17 protein-coding genes are annotated in these 16,973 nt (G+C 64.5%); 16 read left to right on the forward strand and 1 reads right to left on the reverse strand.

Annotated elements, in window-relative coordinates:
- The first annotated feature begins 4 nt into the window (after window positions 1-4).
- Genes GJ698_RS01970 through GJ698_RS01995 form a run of 6 tightly spaced genes read left to right on the forward strand, consistent with a single transcriptional unit; the run spans window position 5 to window position 6,211 of the window.
- Window positions 5-670, forward strand: a complete 666-nt coding sequence (locus GJ698_RS01970; RefSeq protein WP_154355896.1) for an alginate O-acetyltransferase AlgF — start codon at window positions 5-7, stop codon at window positions 668-670.
- Window positions 671-685: 15 nt separating this feature from the next.
- On the forward strand, window positions 686-2,098 hold the full coding sequence (locus tag GJ698_RS01975) for an MBOAT family O-acyltransferase (RefSeq protein ID WP_154355897.1): 1,413 nt from the start codon (window positions 686-688) through the stop codon (window positions 2,096-2,098).
- 2 nt (window positions 2,099-2,100) lie between these two features.
- Window positions 2,101-3,156: an alginate O-acetyltransferase AlgX-related protein gene (locus GJ698_RS01980; RefSeq protein ID WP_154355898.1), complete on the forward strand. Its 1,056-nt coding sequence runs from the start codon at window positions 2,101-2,103 to the stop codon at window positions 3,154-3,156.
- A gap of 27 nt (window positions 3,157-3,183) precedes the next feature.
- Window positions 3,184-4,365, forward strand: a complete 1,182-nt coding sequence (gene wecB / locus GJ698_RS01985; protein WP_154355899.1) for a non-hydrolyzing UDP-N-acetylglucosamine 2-epimerase — start codon at window positions 3,184-3,186, stop codon at window positions 4,363-4,365.
- A gap of 29 nt (window positions 4,366-4,394) precedes the next feature.
- Window positions 4,395-5,387: an alginate O-acetyltransferase AlgX-related protein gene (locus tag GJ698_RS01990; RefSeq protein WP_208023756.1), complete on the forward strand. Its 993-nt coding sequence runs from the start codon at window positions 4,395-4,397 to the stop codon at window positions 5,385-5,387.
- Window positions 5,387-6,211, forward strand: coding sequence for an alpha-amylase family protein (locus tag GJ698_RS01995; protein WP_154355900.1), 825 nt, complete (start codon window positions 5,387-5,389; stop codon window positions 6,209-6,211). Before GJ698_RS01990 ends, GJ698_RS01995 begins: the two co-directional genes overlap by 1 nt.
- On the opposite strand, the gene GJ698_RS02000 is transcribed toward GJ698_RS01995, so the two are convergent.
- On the reverse strand, window positions 6,208-7,008 hold the full coding sequence (locus GJ698_RS02000; RefSeq protein WP_154355901.1) for a ferritin-like domain-containing protein: 801 nt from the start codon (window positions 7,006-7,008) through the stop codon (window positions 6,208-6,210). The genes GJ698_RS01995 and GJ698_RS02000 overlap by 4 nt on opposite strands.
- A gap of 178 nt (window positions 7,009-7,186) precedes the next feature.
- On the opposite strand from GJ698_RS02000, the gene GJ698_RS02005 reads away from it, so the two are divergent.
- From GJ698_RS02005 to GJ698_RS02050, 10 genes are all read left to right on the forward strand, one after another.
- Window positions 7,187-7,705 (forward strand): PRC-barrel domain-containing protein, encoded by a 519-nt coding sequence (locus tag GJ698_RS02005; protein WP_154355902.1) that lies wholly within the window; start codon window positions 7,187-7,189, stop codon window positions 7,703-7,705.
- Window positions 7,706-7,805: 100 nt separating this feature from the next.
- Window positions 7,806-8,549, forward strand: a complete 744-nt coding sequence (locus GJ698_RS02010; RefSeq protein ID WP_154355903.1) for a transporter substrate-binding domain-containing protein — start codon at window positions 7,806-7,808, stop codon at window positions 8,547-8,549.
- 61 nt (window positions 8,550-8,610) lie between these two features.
- Window positions 8,611-10,041 carry a circularly permuted type 2 ATP-grasp protein gene (locus GJ698_RS02015; RefSeq protein ID WP_154355904.1) on the forward strand — a complete coding sequence of 477 codons (1,431 nt, stop codon included), beginning with the start codon at window positions 8,611-8,613 and terminating at the stop codon, window positions 10,039-10,041.
- Between the two features lie 9 nt (window positions 10,042-10,050).
- Window positions 10,051-11,004 carry an alpha-E domain-containing protein gene (locus GJ698_RS02020; protein ID WP_154355905.1) on the forward strand — a complete coding sequence of 318 codons (954 nt, stop codon included), beginning with the start codon at window positions 10,051-10,053 and terminating at the stop codon, window positions 11,002-11,004.
- Between the two features lie 14 nt (window positions 11,005-11,018).
- Window positions 11,019-11,822 (forward strand): transglutaminase family protein, encoded by an 804-nt coding sequence (locus tag GJ698_RS02025; protein ID WP_154355906.1) that lies wholly within the window; start codon window positions 11,019-11,021, stop codon window positions 11,820-11,822.
- Window positions 11,823-11,863: 41 nt separating this feature from the next.
- Entirely contained in the window at window positions 11,864-12,739 is an 876-nt protein-coding gene (locus GJ698_RS02030; protein ID WP_154355907.1) for a proteasome-type protease, read from the forward strand.
- 61 nt (window positions 12,740-12,800) lie between these two features.
- The gene (locus GJ698_RS02035; protein WP_154355908.1) at window positions 12,801-13,190 is read left to right on the forward strand and encodes an Hpt domain-containing protein; all 390 of its coding nucleotides are present in this window, start codon (window positions 12,801-12,803) and stop codon (window positions 13,188-13,190) included.
- Window positions 13,191-13,678: 488 nt separating this feature from the next.
- A complete protein-coding gene (locus GJ698_RS02040; RefSeq protein ID WP_229259790.1) occupies window positions 13,679-13,981 on the forward strand; it encodes a hypothetical protein in 303 nt (100 codons plus the stop codon).
- 69 nt (window positions 13,982-14,050) lie between these two features.
- A complete protein-coding gene (locus GJ698_RS02045; protein WP_154355910.1) occupies window positions 14,051-14,962 on the forward strand; it encodes a LysR family transcriptional regulator in 912 nt (303 codons plus the stop codon).
- 84 nt (window positions 14,963-15,046) lie between these two features.
- On the forward strand, window positions 15,047-16,642 hold the full coding sequence (locus tag GJ698_RS02050; protein WP_229259791.1) for a serine protein kinase: 1,596 nt from the start codon (window positions 15,047-15,049) through the stop codon (window positions 16,640-16,642).
- Window positions 16,643-16,973: the final 331 nt, after the last annotated feature.

Raw genomic sequence — 16,973 nt, forward strand, 5'->3', positions numbered from 1 at the left:
GAACATGCCGACCTTCTTCAAGTTCAAACCGCTGTGGCTGGCACTTGCCGCCTGCGCGGCGACCCCGCTCGCGGCCCAGGAAATCGCGCGCCTTTACGCCGCGCGCGCACCGGCCGGCTCCGCCTACGTGCGTGTGGTGACGGAGACCGACCGGCCGCTGCGCGTCACGTTCGGCGGCAAGCAGGAGGCACTGGACGGCCAGCGCCGGCCAGCCAGCGACTACCGCATCATCGATGCCCGTGCGCCGATGGCGGTAAAGGCCGATGGCCGGGAACTTCCGGTGTTGCCAATCGCGGCAGGCAGCTTCAACACCGTCATCATCGGCCCCGGCAAGGCGGTCCTGCTGGCCGATGCGACCGATACCCGGGACGATCTCAAGGCCGAACTGCGCTTCTACAACCTGGTCGCTGGCTGCGACGCCGCCCTGGCGCTGAAAAACGGCCCCACGGTGTTTGAGCGTGTGGCTTACCGCGGCAGCGCCAGGCGCAACATCAATCCGGTCAAGGCGGCGCTGCGGGCCGGCTGCGCGAGCGCGCCGGACGGCGCAACCGCCACACTGCCGGCGCTGAAATCGGGCGACCACGTCAGCCTGTTCTTGCTGGGTGACGCCGCCAGGCCGCGCCTGCACGTCCAGGTCGACGCCACCGAAAATGCCGCAGCCGGGCGCTGACGGAAAGCGCCGCCCATGGTCTTCGCCAGCTTCAGCTTTCTGTTCCTGTTCCTGCCGGTGTTCCTGCTGGCGTATGGTCTTGCGCCGCGCCGCTGGCGCAACCTGACCTTGCTGGCGTTCAGCTGGCTGTTTTATGCATGGTGGCGGCTGGACTTCCTGCCGCTGATCGTCTCGATCGCCCTGTGGTCATGGGCCAGCGCGCACTGGATCGCGGCGGCGCAGGGGCCAGCCGCGCAGCCGCAACGCCGCCAGCGGCTGCTGGTGGCGATCGCCTGGCCGCTGCTGTCGCTGCTGTACTTCAAGTATTTCAATCTGCTGGTGGCCAGCGCCGCCGCACTGGGCGCGCCGGCGGCTGGATGGCAAGCCGTGCTGCTGCCGGTCGGCCTGTCGTTTTTCGTCTTCGGCGCCATCTCGTATTCGGTCGATGTCTACCGGGGCACGGTGCCGGCCGAACCCAGCTTCATTAATTACGCCACCTACCAGTCGATGTTTGGTCACCTGGTGGCCGGGCCCGTGGTGCGCTATGCCTGGGTGGCCGAGCGGCTGCGCGCGCGCGCCTTCGACAGCGCCGAATTTTCCGCCGGGTGCGAACGCTTTGCGCTGGGCATCGCCGCCAAGGTGCTGCTGGCCGATACCCTGGCGCCACTGGTCGACAGCGCCTTCACGCTGGAAGCCCCGAGCGCAGGCGACGCGGCGCTCGGCACGCTGGCATACGGCTTGCAGCTGTATTTCGATTTCGCCGCCTACAGCGCCATGGCCATCGGGCTGGGCCTGATGGTGGGCTTGCGTTTCCCTGAGAATTTCGACCATCCCTACCTGAGCACTTCGCTGGCGCAATTCTGGCGTCGCTGGCATATCAGCCTGTCCAGCTGGCTGCGCGACTACCTTTACATTCCGCTGGGCGGCAGCCGCCACGGCCTGGCGCGCGCCTGCGTCGCGCTGCTGGTGACCATGGGCCTGGGCGGCCTGTGGCATGGCGCCGGCTGGACTTTTTTATTATGGGGACTGTGGCACGGCGCGGGGCTGGTGGTGCACCGGCTATGGCGCCGAGCGCGGCCGGAGCCGGCGCAGCCATCGGTCGCCGGCAAGGTCGCCGGCCATGTACTGACGCTGCTGTTCGTCTTGCTCGGCTGGATGGTGTTCCGCGCCCAGAGCTGGAACGAGGCGCAAGTGATGGCCGACGCACTGCGCGGCCTGCACGGCTGGCCGGTGTCCGCTGACCTGGCGGCGTCGCTGCGGCCGAACCTGTTTCTGGCGCTGCTGGCGAGCGGCGTGCTGGTCTACGCGCCACTGGCCTGGCGCCAGCATCCGGCCCGCGCCCAGGCGGTCAGCCGCCTGCGGTCCTGGCTGGCCATGCCTTTGTTCCTGTGTGCGCTGTGGGTGCTGCAAGGCCGCAGCGTGGTGCCTTTTCTTTACTTCCAGTTCTGACCATGGCGCGCAAACTCAACGCCCTTCTCTTTCTGCTGCTGACAGCATCCGGCTGCGGCGCGCTGCTGTGGCGGCTGTTCCAGCAGCCGGCGCCGCCGCGCGGTGGCTGGCTGGACGGCGGTATCACGACGGCGCTCGATCAGCAGATACGCCGCGCCATGCCGGCCAGCGGCGCCCTCGACCAGCGTTTGAATGGCCTGTTGTACGCCGTCACAGGCGATACGGGACCGCAGGTGCGCGCCGGCTGTGACGGTTGGCTGTTCCTGGCGGAGGAAACCGCCGCCACGCCGCACGGTGACGCCAATTTCCACCAGCGGCTGCGGCTGGCCACGCTGCTGCAGGCAACGCTGGCGCAGCGCGGCGTGGCGCTGGTCAGTCTGCCTATCCCCGACAAGGTCGAACTGGCGCACGCGCAGCTGTGCGGACTGCCGGTCTCGGCGCAGGCGCGCAGCCGCAGCCAGGCCTGGCGCGCCGCGTCGGGTGGCATACCGCTGGCGGCCTGGGTCGACCTGCATGAAGGCTGGCCAGCCCCCGGCTACTGGCGCACCGACACGCATTGGGACCGCAGTGGCGCCGGTTTCGCGGCCCTGCGCGTCGCCGGCGCCGTGCGCAAGCTCGTTCCTGCCGGCGACACGGCCATGCACGAAACCGTCGCGGCGGCGCCGTCCCAGCGGGTGGGCGACCTGGCGCGGCTGGCAGGCCTCGCGCACAACGCCCCGCCCTTCGGCCCGCCGCAGGAGTACGACCGCATCCGCACGCTGGAGATCGAACGCGGCGGCTCGCTGCTGGACGAGGTGGCGCCGCCACGCGTGCTGTTGGCAGGCTCCTCCTATTCGCTCAATTCCGGCTTTGCCGATGCGCTGCAATTGGCGCTGCGGCAGGAGGTAAGCCAGCAGAGCCGTACCGGCAGCGGTTTCGCCGGCAGCCTGCTGGAAGTTCTGGCCCATCCGCAGCGGCTGGATGGCGTTGCCGTGGTGGTGTGGGAATGGCCGCTGCGCGCGCTGTATCAGCCGCTGACGACGGAAGAAACCGACTGGCTGCAACTGCATCAGTCCTGACACGCATTCATCCAAGGAGATGCCCGTATGAAGATACTATCGATTTTTGGCACGCGTCCGGAAGCGATCAAAATGGCGCCGGTGGTGCGCGCGCTGGCGTCCGCCGACGACATTGAGTCCGTGGTCTGTGTCACCGGCCAGCATAAAAGCATGCTGGACCAGGTCATGCACCTGTTCGACATCACCGCCCAGCACAACCTGGAAGTCATGCAGCCCGAACAGACCTTGAACAGCCTCAGCGCGCGTCTGTTCGAGAAGCTCGGCCCGGTGCTGGAGGCGGAACGGCCGGACCGCGTGCTGGTGCATGGCGACACCACCACCGCCGCCATCGCCGCGATGGCCGCCTTCCACCAGCGCATTCCGGTGGCGCATATCGAAGCCGGCCTGCGCACCGGCAATATGCAGCAGCCCTGGCCCGAAGAAATGAACCGCCGCAACATCGACGTCATGGGCGACTATCTGTTTGCGCCGACAGCCGGCGCGGCCGAGAATCTGCGCAACGAAAACCTCGCGGGGCGCATCATCGTCACCGGCAACACGGTGATCGACGCCTTGCAGCTGACGGTGCAGCGCATCCGCAGCGACGTCGCCCTGCAGCAACTGCTCGATGCCGAATTTCCCTTCCTGGCGGACGCGCGCAGGGCCGGCCGCAAGCTGCTGCTGGTCACCGGCCACCGGCGCGAAAACTTCGGCGCGGGCTTTGCCGGCATCTGCCAGGCGCTGGCGCAACTGTCTGAGCGCGATGACATCGAGATCGTCTATCCAGTGCACCTCAACCCGCAGGTGCTGGGGCCGGTGAAAGCCATGCTGAGCGGGCGCGACAACGTCCACCTGATCGCCCCGCTGGACTATCTGCACTTTGTGCGCCTGATGCAGCACGCCCACGTGGTGCTGACCGACTCCGGCGGCGTGCAGGAAGAAGCGCCGGCGCTGGGCAAGCCAGTGCTGGTGATGCGTGACGTCACCGAGCGGCCGGAAGCGGTGGCGTCGGGCACGGTGCGGCTGGTCGGCACCGTGCCGGCACGGATTGTTGCCAATGTGGCGGAGCTGTTCGACAACGCCGCTGTCCACGCCGGCTTCGCCCGCAAGGCCAATCCCTACGGCGACGGCCGCTCCGCGCAACGCATCGTGGCCGCGCTGACCGGCGTGCCCTTCACCGAATTCAGCTCGCCCGCAGGCGCGAGCGTTGTTGGTCACGCTCGCGCGTAACCCCGCAATCCAGACCACAGGAGTGATTGATGATGTTTGTATTATCCCCATTGCGCCGTGTCGCTGCCGGCGCTGTCGTGCTGCTGTGCACGTCCGCCCAGGCCGCGCCGTCGGTTATCGAAGGCAAGGACGGCTGGCTGTTCGCCGGCTGGGAAAGCGCCGACAAGATCGACCGGGCCACACTGGCCAACAACGTCAAGCTGCTGCAGGAGGCGCAGTCCATGCTGGCCGCGCAGCACATCGGCCTGCTGGTGATGGTGGTGCCGTCCAAGGCGCCGCTGTATCCACAGCGCCTGCCGGCCGGCGCCACGCTGTCGGCCGACATGGCGCACCGCTATGACGAGGTGCTGGCACAGCTGGAGAAAGCCGGCGTGCCCAGTTTCGACGACCGCGCCGTGCTGCAGGCGGTCGAGGGCAGCGCGGTCGAAGGCGGCGACGGCGCCAAAGCCAGCGCCTTCTACCGCAGCGACTATCACTGGACGGCGTGGTCGGCGGAAGCGTCGGCGGCGGCCGTCGCCAAGCTCATCGCCAGCCGCTGGCCGCTGGCGCCAAGCAGCAGTCCCGGCACGACGCTAGGTGCGTGGACCACCGACCGGCACTACGGCGACCTGGCGGAAAACTTCATGTCGCCCGAGGACCGCAAGCGCATCGGCCGAGAGAGCTATACCGTGCGCACCACGCCGGAGCCGGTTGGAGGGCTGCTGGACGGCGCGCCTCCGCAGGTAGTCGTGGTCGGTAACAGCTTCGTCCAGCCCTATCTGGGCTTTCCGCAGAAACTGTCTAACGCGCTGGGCCGGCCGGTCGGCCTGACCTGGAACCCCGGCAACATCAGTCCGTGGAAAACCTTGCTCGACGCGGTGTCCACGCCGGGCTTTGCGCAGCACAAGCCCAAGCTGGTGGTGTGGCAGTTTAATGAGGCGCGCATGGAAACCGCGCTGGACTCGACGGCCGCTTGGGATGCCGGCAGCGCGATGTCGCCTGCCGCGTGGCGTGGCAAGTTGAACGCGGCGCTGAAGCAATGATGCTGCGCTGGATAATCCTGCTGCTGCCCTTGTTGCTGACCGCCTGCGGCGCGTTACAGGGGCCGGTGGGCATGGTCTGGCAGCCCGACGCCGTCACCACGCGTCCGCACGGCAATTGGCAGCAGATCGGCGTGCACAGTCTGCTGGTGCAATGGAGCATCGTCGATGATCTGGCGCTGGTGTCCGGCTGCGGCGCGCCGCTGATGGCAACCGCGCCGGACTGGAACGAGGTCGCGGCGGAGCCATGGGCGCAGGACATCATTCTTGGCCTGGGCGGACGCTTTTTCGAGAATGAGGCGCGGGCGCGCATGCCGGAACTGCTGGCGCAGTCCCGCTGCATCGCGGCGCTGCCGCTGCCGTTCAAGGTGAGCGGCTGGTATTTCCCGGTCGAGATCGATCCCACCTGGCAGGATGCGGCGGCGCTCGCGCCCATCCTGAATCAGCTGCCTCGACCGCTTTGGGTCACGGTTTATGATAACAGCAACATCGGCGGCAAACCGCTGGCCGACTGGCTGGAACACTGGCTGCCGCCGGATGTCGGCGTGCTGTTCCAGGATGGCGTCGGCCTGCACGTCCGCAGTCCGGCGGTGGCGGTCGACTATATGAAAGCGCTTCAGCGCCGGCTCGGCCCGGAACGCGTGCGGCTGATCGGCGAGGCGTTCCGTCCGCAGTCCGGCGGCGGTTTCCGGCCAGCCAGCGTGGACGAACTGGCGGAGCAACTGCGCGCCTACGCGGGTTACGACGTGTATCTTTTCGAGGCGCGCTATGTGCCACAGGCCAGCATCGACGGCTTGCGGGAAAAAATCAAGCCGTCAGGCCGCTAACCGAGCAAGGCCTGCAATTCCGCTTCGGTAAAACCGGCCTGGCGCCGCGCTTCCAGGTTGAACGGACCGCGCGGCGTCGGCGCATTGTAACGGCGCGCCAGGTCGGCGTAGGCCGGAATCAGCTCCAGTCCGCGCTGGCGGCACAGGTAGCCGTACCAGCGGTTGCCGATTTCCACGTGGCCGATTTCGTCGCGCAGGATGATGTCCAGGATGGCGGCGGCTTCCTTGTCGCCGGCCTGGGCCAGCTTGGCGCGTAGCGGCGGATTGGCGTCCAGACCGCGCGCTTCCAGCGTGCGCGGCACCAGCGCCATGCGCGCCAGCACGTCGTCGCTGGTTTTGGCCACCATCTCCCACAGGCTGTCGTGGGCCAGGTAGTCGCCGTAGCCGTGGCCGAGGCGCTGCAAATGCGCTTCCAGCAGTGAAAAATGGTAAGCCTCTTCGCGCGCCACTTGCAGCCAGTCGGTGTAATACGCGGGCGGCATGCCGGCGAAACGCCAGATGGCGTCGAGCGCCAGATTGATGGCGTTGAATTCGATATGCGCCAGCGCGTGGATCAGCATGGCGCGGCCTTCCGGCGTATTCATGGCGCGGCGGCCGACTTGCAGCGGCGGCACCAGCTCCGGGCGCTGCGGACGGCCGGGAATTTCGGCCGAGGACGTCATCTCCGCCAGCGGATCGGGCACGCAAACGCCCTGCTGCGACGCGTCAGCCAGCGCATACACCGCCACCACCTTGGCCAGCGGATCCGGCTCGATCAGGCAGTGCAGCGCGCCGGTGCGGAGTTCGTGAGCGGTCATTCGTAGCCTTCCGTTTTTGCAAGGGCGATAGTTTAGCACTTTGGTTCTTGAAGAACTAATCTCTGTCCTACATCCACACTGCACGCGCACCGATACCTCAACTGTCGCCCGGGCCGCATGATGGTGCATGTCACTGCGTCGCTGGACGCGGGACCTTACCAACCATCTGGAGACCACCATGAGCTACCTAGACCGCGACACCTATGGCATTTACCGCAGCGACGACGAAGCAGGCCCCGGCCCGCGTCTGATGGGCGCCGACACGCTGATCGGTGAAGATGTCTACAATCGCCAGGACGAAGACCTGGGCGACATCAAGGAAATCATGCTCGACATGCGCAGTGGCCAGGTCGCCTACGCCGTGCTGTCCTTCGGCGGCTGGCTGGGTATGGGCGACAAGCTGTTCGCCGTGCCTTGGCAAGCGCTGCAACTGGATACCGACAACAAGCGCTTCCTGCTGGACGTATCCAAAGAACACCTGAAAAACGCCCCGGGCTTTGACAAGGACGATTGGCCGGACATGGCCAGCGCCGATTTCAATACCCAGATGCACAGCTTCTACGGCACCCAGCAGAACATCGCCGGCGGCGTCACCTCGACCGGCAGCGTGATGGGCACCGGCACCGGCAGCCTGCAAAGCGATCCAGGCTACAGCCGCAGCAGCACCACGCCGGGTTCGAGCAGCGGCAACATCTAAGTAACACGCAATTCGTTCTGGTCAGGGCCTGTCTTCATCCGGGGACAGGCCCTTTCTGTTTGCTATACTCTGGTCCTTATCGATTCGCACGGGAACCGCGATGCGGCGCAGGTCTTTTGTCACCGGCATCACCCTCTCGGCGCTGGCCGGCCCACGGGCGTGGGGCGGTGAAGCTCGTCATCTGGTCATGGCCAGCGTGGTCACCGACAACGACGGCTTTGCGGCGCGCTGGCTCGCACTGATCTACACCGATGCCTTCCGCCAGCTCGGCGTGGCGTTGGAAATCCGGTCCTTTCCCGCCGCGCGCGCCTCGGCGGAGGCCGCCGCTGGCAATGTCGATGGCGAACTTGCGCGCAGCTACGACTACGCCGCCGTCCAGCCTGACCTCGTTCGTGTCGCGGAGCCGACGCTTTTGGCAGAAACCGTGGCCTACGCCAGGCGCGCCGACGTGCGCCTGGCGCCCGGCTGGTCAAGTTTGCGCGACACCTCCTTCCGTATTGAATACCGTCTCGGTTACCCGGTCATCGCGAGAAAACTGACGACGGTGGTGCCGGCGGACCGTCTGACGGACGTGCGCAATGCCGAAACCGGGTTGCGCAAGCTGGTGCTGGGGCGTTCCGACGTCTACGTCGATAACGCCTACACGGTCGAGTCATTGCTTCAACGACCCGAATTCCGCGACGCCGGCATCCGCCGCGCGGCAGTGATGGAGCGCGGCGGCATCCATGCCTTTCTGAACAAACGGTACGCCGATCTGGCAAGCCGCCTGTCGGTCGTGCTGAAAAAGATGCGTGATAGCGGCCAGATCGAACGCTATCGCCTGCAAGCCTTGCACCAAAACTGAGCATTCCCACTGGCACGTTTCTTGATAGAAGAATAAACGTGCTCAACTGGGAACGTTCAATATGGCAAAATTCTTCAACGAAATGACTGCTGATGGCCTGGCACATAACGCCAGCGCCGAAGTCCGTGAACATTACCGCGAGTTCTGCGGCTGGCTGCAGCGCCAGTCGGCGGAAACCATCGAACGCAAGCGTGCCGAGGCGGATCTGACCTTCCGCCGCGTCGGCATCACGTTTGCCGTCTACGGCGACGACGCCGGCACCGAGCGGCTGATCCCCTTCGATACCATCCCGCGCATCATTCCGGCGGCCGAATGGAAGCAGCTGCAAACCGGACTGGTCCAGCGCGTCAAGGCGCTCAACATGTTCGTTCACGACATCTATCACGATCAGAACATCATCAAGGCCGGCATTATTCCTGCCGAGCAAATCTACAAGAACGCGCAGTACCGGCCGGAAATGCAGGGCATCAACGTCGCCTCCGACATCTACGCCCACATCGCCGGGGTCGACATCGTGCGCGCCGGCCAGGGCGAGTTTTACGTGCTGGAGGATAACCTGCGCGTGCCGTCCGGCGTCTCCTACATGCTGGAAGACCGCAAGATGATGATGCGGCTGTTCCCGGAACTGTTCGCCCGCAACAAGATCGCACCGGTCGACCATTACCCGGACATGCTGCTGGATAACCTCCGCTCGGTCGCCCCGATGGGCATCAACGACCCGACCGTGGTGGTGATGACGCCCGGCATGTACAACTCCGCCTACTTCGAGCACGCCTTCCTGGCCCAGCAAATGGGCGTGGAACTGGTCGAGGGCAAGGACTTGTTTGTCAGCGACAACACCGTGTTCATGCGCACCACGCGCGGCCCGAAACGGGTGGACGTGATTTACCGCCGCCTGGACGACGATTTCCTCGATCCGCTGGCCTTCCGCCCGGATTCCTCGCTCGGCGTGCCGGGCCTGCTGTCGGTCTACCGCGCCGGCCGCGTAACGCTGGCCAACGCCATCGGCACCGGCGTGGCCGACGACAAATCGATTTATCCGTATGTGCCGGACATGATCAAGTTCTACCTGTCGGAAGAACCGGTGCTGAACAATGTGCCGACCTACCAGTGCAGGAAAAAGGAAGATCTGGCCTACACGCTGGCCAACCTGCCGGAACTGGTGGTCAAGGAAGTGCACGGCGCCGGCGGCTACGGCATGCTGGTGGGTCCGGCCTCGACCAAGGCGCAGATCGAAGACTTCCGCCAGCGCCTGCTGGCCAAGCCGGACGGCTACATTGCCCAGCCAACGCTGGCCCTGTCCGCCTGTCCGACCTATGTGGAAAGCGGCATCGCGCCGCGCCACATCGATTTGCGGCCGTTTGTCCTGTCCGGCAAGACGATTTCCATGGTGCCGGGCGGCCTGACCCGCGTGGCGCTGCAGGAAGGCTCGCTGGTGGTGAACTCGTCGCAAGGCGGCGGCACCAAGGACACCTGGATACTGGAAAGATAAGGAGACATCATGCTGAGCCGTACCGCCGATCACCTGTTCTGGATGGCCCGCTACACCGAGCGCGCCGAGAACACCGCGCGCATGCTGGACGTCAACGTGCAAACGTCGATGCTGCCGCAATCCGACGAGGAAAACACCAAGGGCTGGCGCGCCCTGCTCGGCATCTCCGAGCTGCAACACGCGTTCAACCAGAAATACCAGTCGCTGGAGGGGCGCGAAGTCATCGACTTCATGGTGCGCGATCCCGGCAATTCGTCGTCGATCGTGGCCTGCCTGACGGCGGCGCGCGAGAATGCCCGCGCGGTGCGCGGCACGCTGACCACCGAAGTGTGGGAAATCCAGAATCAGACCTGGCTCGACATGCAGTTCCGCCTGAAAAGCGATCTGCTGGAAACCGATCCCAGCAAGTTCTTCGAGTGGGTCAAGTACCGCTCGCACCTGTCGCGCGGCGTGACCCTGGGCACCATGCTGCGCGACGAGGCGGTGCATTTCATCCGTCTCGGCACCTTCCTGGAGCGGGCCGACAACACCGCGCGTATCCTGGACGTCAAATATCATGGCGGCGGCGTTGAAACCGGCAACGGCGAAGGCATGAGCCAGCGCGATTTCTATTACTGGGCAGCGATGCTGCGCTCGGTGTCCGGTTTCGAGATCTACCGCAAGGTGTACCGCGACGTCATCACGCCGGCGCGCATCGCCGAGCTGCTGATGCTGCGCGGCGACATGCCACGCTCGCTGCTGGCCTGCATGGACGAGGTGGTGCAGAACCTGCACGAAGTCCGCAACGATGTTTCCGCCGACACCGAACGCTTCGCCGGCCGCCTGCGCGCCCAGCTGCAATTCGGCAAAATCGACGACATCCTGGCGGACGGCCTGCACGACACGCTGACCCGCTTCCTGGCGGACATCTACGAACTGGGCAACCGCGTCAGCCGCGATTTCCTGGTGCCGCTGGCGGCATAAGCGAAAGGTATCCCATGCAACTGACCATCCGGCACGAAACGCGCTACACCTACACCCTGCCGCTGGCCTACACCATCCAGCAGCTGCACCTGACGCCGCGCGCGGAACCGCAGCAGCACGTGCTGTCGTGGAACCTATCCACCCCCGGCCACGTGCATGCCTACACGGACGCCTACGGCAACCTGTCGCACATGATGACCATGGATGCGCCGCATAACGCCCTGTCCATCGTCGCCAGCGGTTCGATCGCCACCACGGCGCCGGACCGCGGCCGGGTGCCGAACGGCGACCACCTGTCGCCGCTGATCTTCACCGTGCCGACGCGGCTGACGGCCGCCACGCCCGGCATCCTGGAACTGGCCGCCTCGTGCTTGCCGGACGGCAAGGCGCAGTCGAAAGACCTGATGTGCCTGGCGGAGCACATCTTTGGTGCGGTCCGGTATCAAAGCGGTGCGACAGCGGTGTCCACCACCGCCAGCGATGCGCTGGCCCTCGGCCAAGGCGTATGCCAGGACCATGCCCACCTGTTCCTGGCCTGCTGCCATGCGCACGGCATTCCGGCGCGTTATGTGTCCGGTTACATCGATCCGGGCAATACCGGCCACGCCGCCAGCCACGCCTGGGTCGACGCATGGGTCGAGGACAAGGATTACAGCGGCTGGATCAGCATCGACGTCACCCACGCGCGGCTGATGACGGACGCTTACTGCCGCCTGGCCATCGGCCGCGATTACGACGGCGCGGCGCCGGTGCGCGGGGTGCGGCGCGGCGGCGGCGTCGAGTCTCTGAGCGTGGACGTACAGATCGTGCCGCAATGAGCGGTGTAAAATAACGATACTTTCAATCAATACTTTCCAAGATGACTTATTGTGTGGGCATGCGCCTCGATGCCGGGCTGGTGTTTTTGTCGGATTCGCGGACCAATGCGGGCGTGGATCAGGTCGGCACGTTCCGCAAGATGAGCGTGTTCGAAATCCCGGGCGAGCGCATGATGGTCATGATGACCGCCGGGAATTTGTCGATTTCGCAATCGATCCGCCAGCTGGTGTCGGAACTGAAGACCGAGGACGGCCACAGCATCTGGAATGCGCCGACCATGTACGAGGCGGCGCGCCTGCTGGGCGAGGCCGTGCGCCAGGTGCATGAGCGGGACGCCAAGTCGCTGTCGGATTTCGGCATCGAATTCAATGTCAGCATGATCTTCGGCGGCCAGATCAAGGGTGAGCATTGCCGTTTGTTCCAGATTTACTCCGCCGGCAATTTCATCGAATCGCGCGACGAAAACACCTATTTCCAGATCGGCGAAGCCAAGTACGGCAAGCCCATCATCGACCGCGTGGTGACGCCGGCCACCTCGCTGGACGACGCCGCCAAGTGTGCGCTGATTTCCATGGACTCCACGCTGCGCTCCAACGTCTCGGTCGGCCTGCCGCTGGACATGCTGGTGTATGAGAGCGGCAAGCTGGCCGTCACCCATTTTGTAACAATTGATGAACGCAACGAATATTTCCAGATGATCCGCAACACCTGGGGCGACCAGCTCAAGAGCGTGTTCGAGGGCCTGGAAGCGCCGGTGTGGAACGCCGCGCCGGAAACGCCCGGCAAGGTGTTGCATGCAGCCAACGCCAGCGGCAAGCCGGTGCGGATCGCGCCGCCGGCCGGCGTGGTGGCGCCCGAGGTCTCCAGCGCGCCGTTGCAGACGCTGTCCCAGCAATTTTACGATGGGCAGCAGTAATGAAGCCGGCCCCCGCGACAGCGTGTGATAGGATAAAGACAACCTATCCCGGAGCGCCAGCATGACTGAAGCCATGAACCCCGAACTGAGCATTTTCTCGGTCGATACGCTGTTGAAGTACATGGGGAATGACGACAAAGCGCTGGCCATCGTTTCCAAGATCGTCCGCGACGCCTGTGCACCGGGCATGGCGCCGTTCGAGCAGGCCGGCGCCGCCCTGCGCGAAGAGCGCTTGACTGACGCCAACAAGATTTTCCACAGCCTGCGTGGCTCGATCGGCGCGCTGGGCGCCAAGCGGCTGGTGGCCGCCTCGCTGAAGCTGGAAAAAGCCATCACCGAGCGCGAGCTCGACACCATCCCTGCCCTGTTTACCGCGCTGGAATCCGAATACCAGCTGGTGCTGCGCGACGCTGATGCGTGGCTCAAAGGCAACGCTTTGCCCGGTATCTAAGCACCGCTATCGTTCACGATTTATGAATTCCGGGTTATGCTGCACTGCACAGCAGATCCCTGCTCGGCTGTAACATTTTAGCCATTAACGAATGGTTACAATTGTTACCCGTGTTTGCCATGTGCAGCCAAGTTGCGCAAATTCTTCATGATAAGATCGCCAGCACTTGCACTTCAGATGCTTGCAGAAATCGGAATACTGAACGTGCGCCGTGATTTACAACAACTTTGTAGAATCTGGATAAGATTTATTTCATTCTGCAAGTTATTGCGTAAGAGACAATTTACTCAAACGCAAGTATAATGGTGCGGCGCACCGAGTTTCTCTCGGCACGCACGCGATAGCTTTAAACAAGGGTCTAATTTATGGAATTATTCAACAAGTCTGGTGTATTGATATCTGCAGTGCTGCTGCTGGTAGGCGGCTTGATAGCTTGCCAGGCTCAGGAGGATGCGATTCCATCATCGACTGTGATTGAAGCTGCCGCCATGCAAATCGGCCCTGCCGGACAGCCCGCCGCCGAACGCCGGCTGCAGGAATGGGCGGACCAGGGTTCGCCGGTCGCCCAGCGCGAACTGGCCCTGCGCTACCTGTCCAACCCGGACAAGCGCCATGAAGCCATGCAACTGTTTGAACGCGCCGCCAGCGCCGGCGACGCCCAGGCCGCGGTCGGCCTGGTGGGCATGGCCCACGAAGCCAGCGCGGCTTCCCCTGGCGGCAATGCCGGCACCGCGCTGAACGCCAGCCGCGTGATCAAGGAAGCGGCCACGGCCAATTACATCGCTCACTAAGTTGAGCGTGGCGTCAGCGACAGAGCCGCCCACCTTCCGGTGTTGCGGCTTTTTCTTTGGGAGGGATGAATGGACCGCTTGCGAGCGCTGGAAGTCTTTGTCGAAGTCGTCAAGCGCGACGGCTTTGCCCGCGCCGCCGAGGCGCTCGATACCTCCCCTGCCAATGTCACCCGTTACATCAGCGACCTAGAAGCGCATCTGCAGACCCGGCTGCTGAACCGCAGCTCGCGCAAGATGTCGCTGACGTCCAGCGGCGAGGCGCTGTTCGAACGCGCCAAATCGATACTCGATGACGTGGCCGAGGCCGAGGCCATCGTTTCCTCGGCCGCGTTGCAGCCGCATGGCGTGCTGCGCATCAACGCCCCGCTCAGTTTCGGCGTGCTGCACCTGGCGCCGCTGTGGGCCAGATTCATGCGGCTGTATCCCGAGGTTCAACTCGATGTGGCGCTGATCGACCGCGTGGTCGATATCGTCGAGGAAGGCTACGACATGGCGGTGCGGATTTCGCGCGCCGGCTCGGCCTCCAACGTGGCGCGCAAGCTGGCCACCTCGCAAAACGTGCTGTGCGCATCGCCGGAATACATCCAGCGGCGCGGCATGCCGCAAACGCCGGCCGAACTGCTGCAGCATGACGGCATCGGCTACAGTTACGCCGCCACCGCCGACGAGTGGCATATGCTGGATGCGGCCGGCCAGCCGCACAGCGTCAAGATGCCGTGCGTGATGCACACCAATAACGGCGACACCGCGCGCGCCGCCGCGCTTGGCGGCCTGGGCGTCATCTGGCAGCCGACCTTTCTGGTGGGCGCCGACCTGCGCGCCGGCCGCCTGCAGCGCGTGCTGCCGGACTATCGCATGCCGGACATGGACGTGCTGGCGGTCTACCCCAGCCGTCGCCACCTGAGCGCCAAGGTGCGGGTGATGATCGATTTCCTGGTCCAGGAGCTGTCCGGCACGCCGCCGTGGGACCGTACCGCCTGAAAGTTCCCTGTTTTCGTTTGAGGCAGATCATCTGAGTTGCCGCAGCCAGCGCCGATACTCCAAGCTTGCGGAGGAAAGGCAGCGATGGAAAACGCGGAGCATCAACAATCCCAGGAACAGTTTCGCGACCAGTTGCGGGCATTTACCCAGCAGCATCGCGCCGGCCACTGGAGCGGCAGCTTTGCCGACTTCATGGAGCACGTGCTGCCGGCCGCGCCGGCGCAGCTCGCGCGCACTTCGCACCAATACATCTGGGACATGCTGCGCTGGAGCGGCAAGCAGCGCTGCGCACTGTTTGCCGACGAACTGTTCGGCATCGACGACGCGCTGAATCGCGTAAGCGACTACTTCAAGGCGGCCGCCGCCGGGTCCGAGGTGGGCCGGCGCCTGCTGTTGCTGCTGGGGCCGCCGTCGGGCGGCAAGTCGACGCTGGTGATACGCCTCAAACGCGGGCTGGAGGAATACAGCTACACCGAGGCCGGCGCGCTGTACGGCATCGCCGGCTGCCCGGTGCATGAATCGCCGCTGCACCTGGTGCCACACACCTTGCGCGCCAGGTTCCGCGACAGCTACGGCGTCGATGTCGGCGGCGAGCTGTGTCCGCATTGCCGCGTACGGCTGGAACACGAGCTGGGCGGCGACTTCCTGCGCATGCCGGTGGAGCGCATCTTCATTTCGGAGGCTGGCCGCAGCGCCATCGGCACTTACGCGCCACATGATCCGAATACAGCCGACATTGCCGACCTGGTCGGCTCGGTCGACCTGTCGCGCGTGGCGGAATATGGCGACGAAGGCGATCCGCGCGCTTGGTCGTGGTCCGGCACGGTGTACGCGGCCAGCCGCGGCCTGCTGGAAATGATCGAGATTCTGAAGGTGAAGCGCGAATTCCTCTATCTGCTGCTGACGCTGACGCAGGAGAAAAACGTCAAGGTCGCGCGCTTTCCGCTGATTTATCTGGATGAAACCATCCTGGCCCATACCAACCTGGCCGAATTCCGCAAGTTTTTGCAGGAAAGCGAGAACGAAGGCCTGCTCGACCGCATGGTCATCGTGCAAGTGCCGTACACCCTCAACTACCGCGAGGAGGCGCGGATTTATCGCAAGCTGATCCTGTCGGCGCCGGCGTTCCGCAACGTCCATATGGACCCGCATGTGCTGCACGCGGCGGCCGTGTTCGCCGTCCTCAGCAGGCTGCATGAAGGCGAGGAGCGCGACGTCGATCTCGCCAAGCGCGTGCGCATCCACGCCGGCGAGGACGTGGACGGCGTGCATCCCAACGAAGCGCTGCGCGTGCGCAACAAGGAAAAGTCGCCGGAGGAAGGCTTGTCCGGCGTGTCGCCGCGCTTTGTGATCAATGGCCTGTCGCACGCCATCATCCAGTCCGAACGCCACAGCATCAGCACCATGGATCTGCTGCTGGCGCTGAAGGACGCCATCGAAAACGACGCCCGCATCGAGTCGTCGCGCAAGCGGCGCTGGGTCGATTATCTGGTGTTGACGCGCAAGGAGTTCTACATGCCCAGCGTGCCCATGCTGAACACCATCACCAGCGCAAACGCCAGCGCCGACATGTACAACTGGCCCGGGTCGGACCGCCACAGCGGCGCGCTGGCGACGGCCGCCGCCAGCAGTATCGACAGCTCCAGCAACAGCAGCATGAAGGCTATCCTGGACACATAATGATGAAAGATCCTGATCACAATAGCCTCCCCGGCGCCTTCCAAGACGGAACTATCATGATGCAGACCAGATAACGCGGCCGTTTTGAGCGCCCACAATCGCGATGCAATCGCCGACGTCAAAATGGCCATTTATGACGCGGTTATGACAAATAGTCTATAGTCAAAAATAGGACTTACGGACCTTGCCAGGCCTCCGCAGACCGCATAAACACTGGGATGATTGAAACTTTGATGGTCTAGAGAAGTCTGGTGTAGCCCGGTTTTTCGCCCAAATTTCGCCCACGTTTTGACGGTTCGCGCACCAGCAAAACCCGCCATCAAGACTTTAG

Origin of the sequence: Duganella aquatilis (genome assembly GCF_009674565.1) — a bacterium.
In the GTDB taxonomy this organism is placed as follows: Bacteria; Pseudomonadota; Gammaproteobacteria; order Burkholderiales; family Burkholderiaceae_D; genus Rugamonas; species Rugamonas aquatilis.

Coding starts and splice junctions, on each gene's coding strand:
- GJ698_RS02050 (WP_229259791.1), top strand. CDS start 15,047: ATGGAAAACGCGGAGCATCAACAATCCCAGGAACAGTTTCGCGACCAG.
- GJ698_RS01995 (WP_154355900.1), top strand. CDS start 5,387: ATGCTGCGCTGGATAATCCTGCTGCTGCCCTTGTTGCTGACCGCCTGC.
- GJ698_RS02045 (WP_154355910.1), top strand. CDS start 14,051: ATGGACCGCTTGCGAGCGCTGGAAGTCTTTGTCGAAGTCGTCAAGCGC.
- GJ698_RS01975 (WP_154355897.1), top strand. CDS start 686: ATGGTCTTCGCCAGCTTCAGCTTTCTGTTCCTGTTCCTGCCGGTGTTC.
- GJ698_RS01990 (WP_208023756.1), top strand. CDS start 4,395: ATGATGTTTGTATTATCCCCATTGCGCCGTGTCGCTGCCGGCGCTGTC.
- wecB (WP_154355899.1), top strand. CDS start 3,184: ATGAAGATACTATCGATTTTTGGCACGCGTCCGGAAGCGATCAAAATG.
- GJ698_RS02020 (WP_154355905.1), top strand. CDS start 10,051: ATGCTGAGCCGTACCGCCGATCACCTGTTCTGGATGGCCCGCTACACC.
- GJ698_RS02035 (WP_154355908.1), top strand. CDS start 12,801: ATGACTGAAGCCATGAACCCCGAACTGAGCATTTTCTCGGTCGATACG.
- GJ698_RS02000 (WP_154355901.1), bottom strand. CDS start 7,008: ATGACCGCTCACGAACTCCGCACCGGCGCGCTGCACTGCCTGATCGAG.
- GJ698_RS01970 (WP_154355896.1), top strand. CDS start 5: ATGCCGACCTTCTTCAAGTTCAAACCGCTGTGGCTGGCACTTGCCGCC.
- GJ698_RS02015 (WP_154355904.1), top strand. CDS start 8,611: ATGGCAAAATTCTTCAACGAAATGACTGCTGATGGCCTGGCACATAAC.
- GJ698_RS02010 (WP_154355903.1), top strand. CDS start 7,806: ATGCGGCGCAGGTCTTTTGTCACCGGCATCACCCTCTCGGCGCTGGCC.
- GJ698_RS02040 (WP_229259790.1), top strand. CDS start 13,679: ATGCAAATCGGCCCTGCCGGACAGCCCGCCGCCGAACGCCGGCTGCAG.
- GJ698_RS01980 (WP_154355898.1), top strand. CDS start 2,101: ATGGCGCGCAAACTCAACGCCCTTCTCTTTCTGCTGCTGACAGCATCC.
- GJ698_RS02005 (WP_154355902.1), top strand. CDS start 7,187: ATGAGCTACCTAGACCGCGACACCTATGGCATTTACCGCAGCGACGAC.
- GJ698_RS02030 (WP_154355907.1), top strand. CDS start 11,864: ATGACTTATTGTGTGGGCATGCGCCTCGATGCCGGGCTGGTGTTTTTG.
- GJ698_RS02025 (WP_154355906.1), top strand. CDS start 11,019: ATGCAACTGACCATCCGGCACGAAACGCGCTACACCTACACCCTGCCG.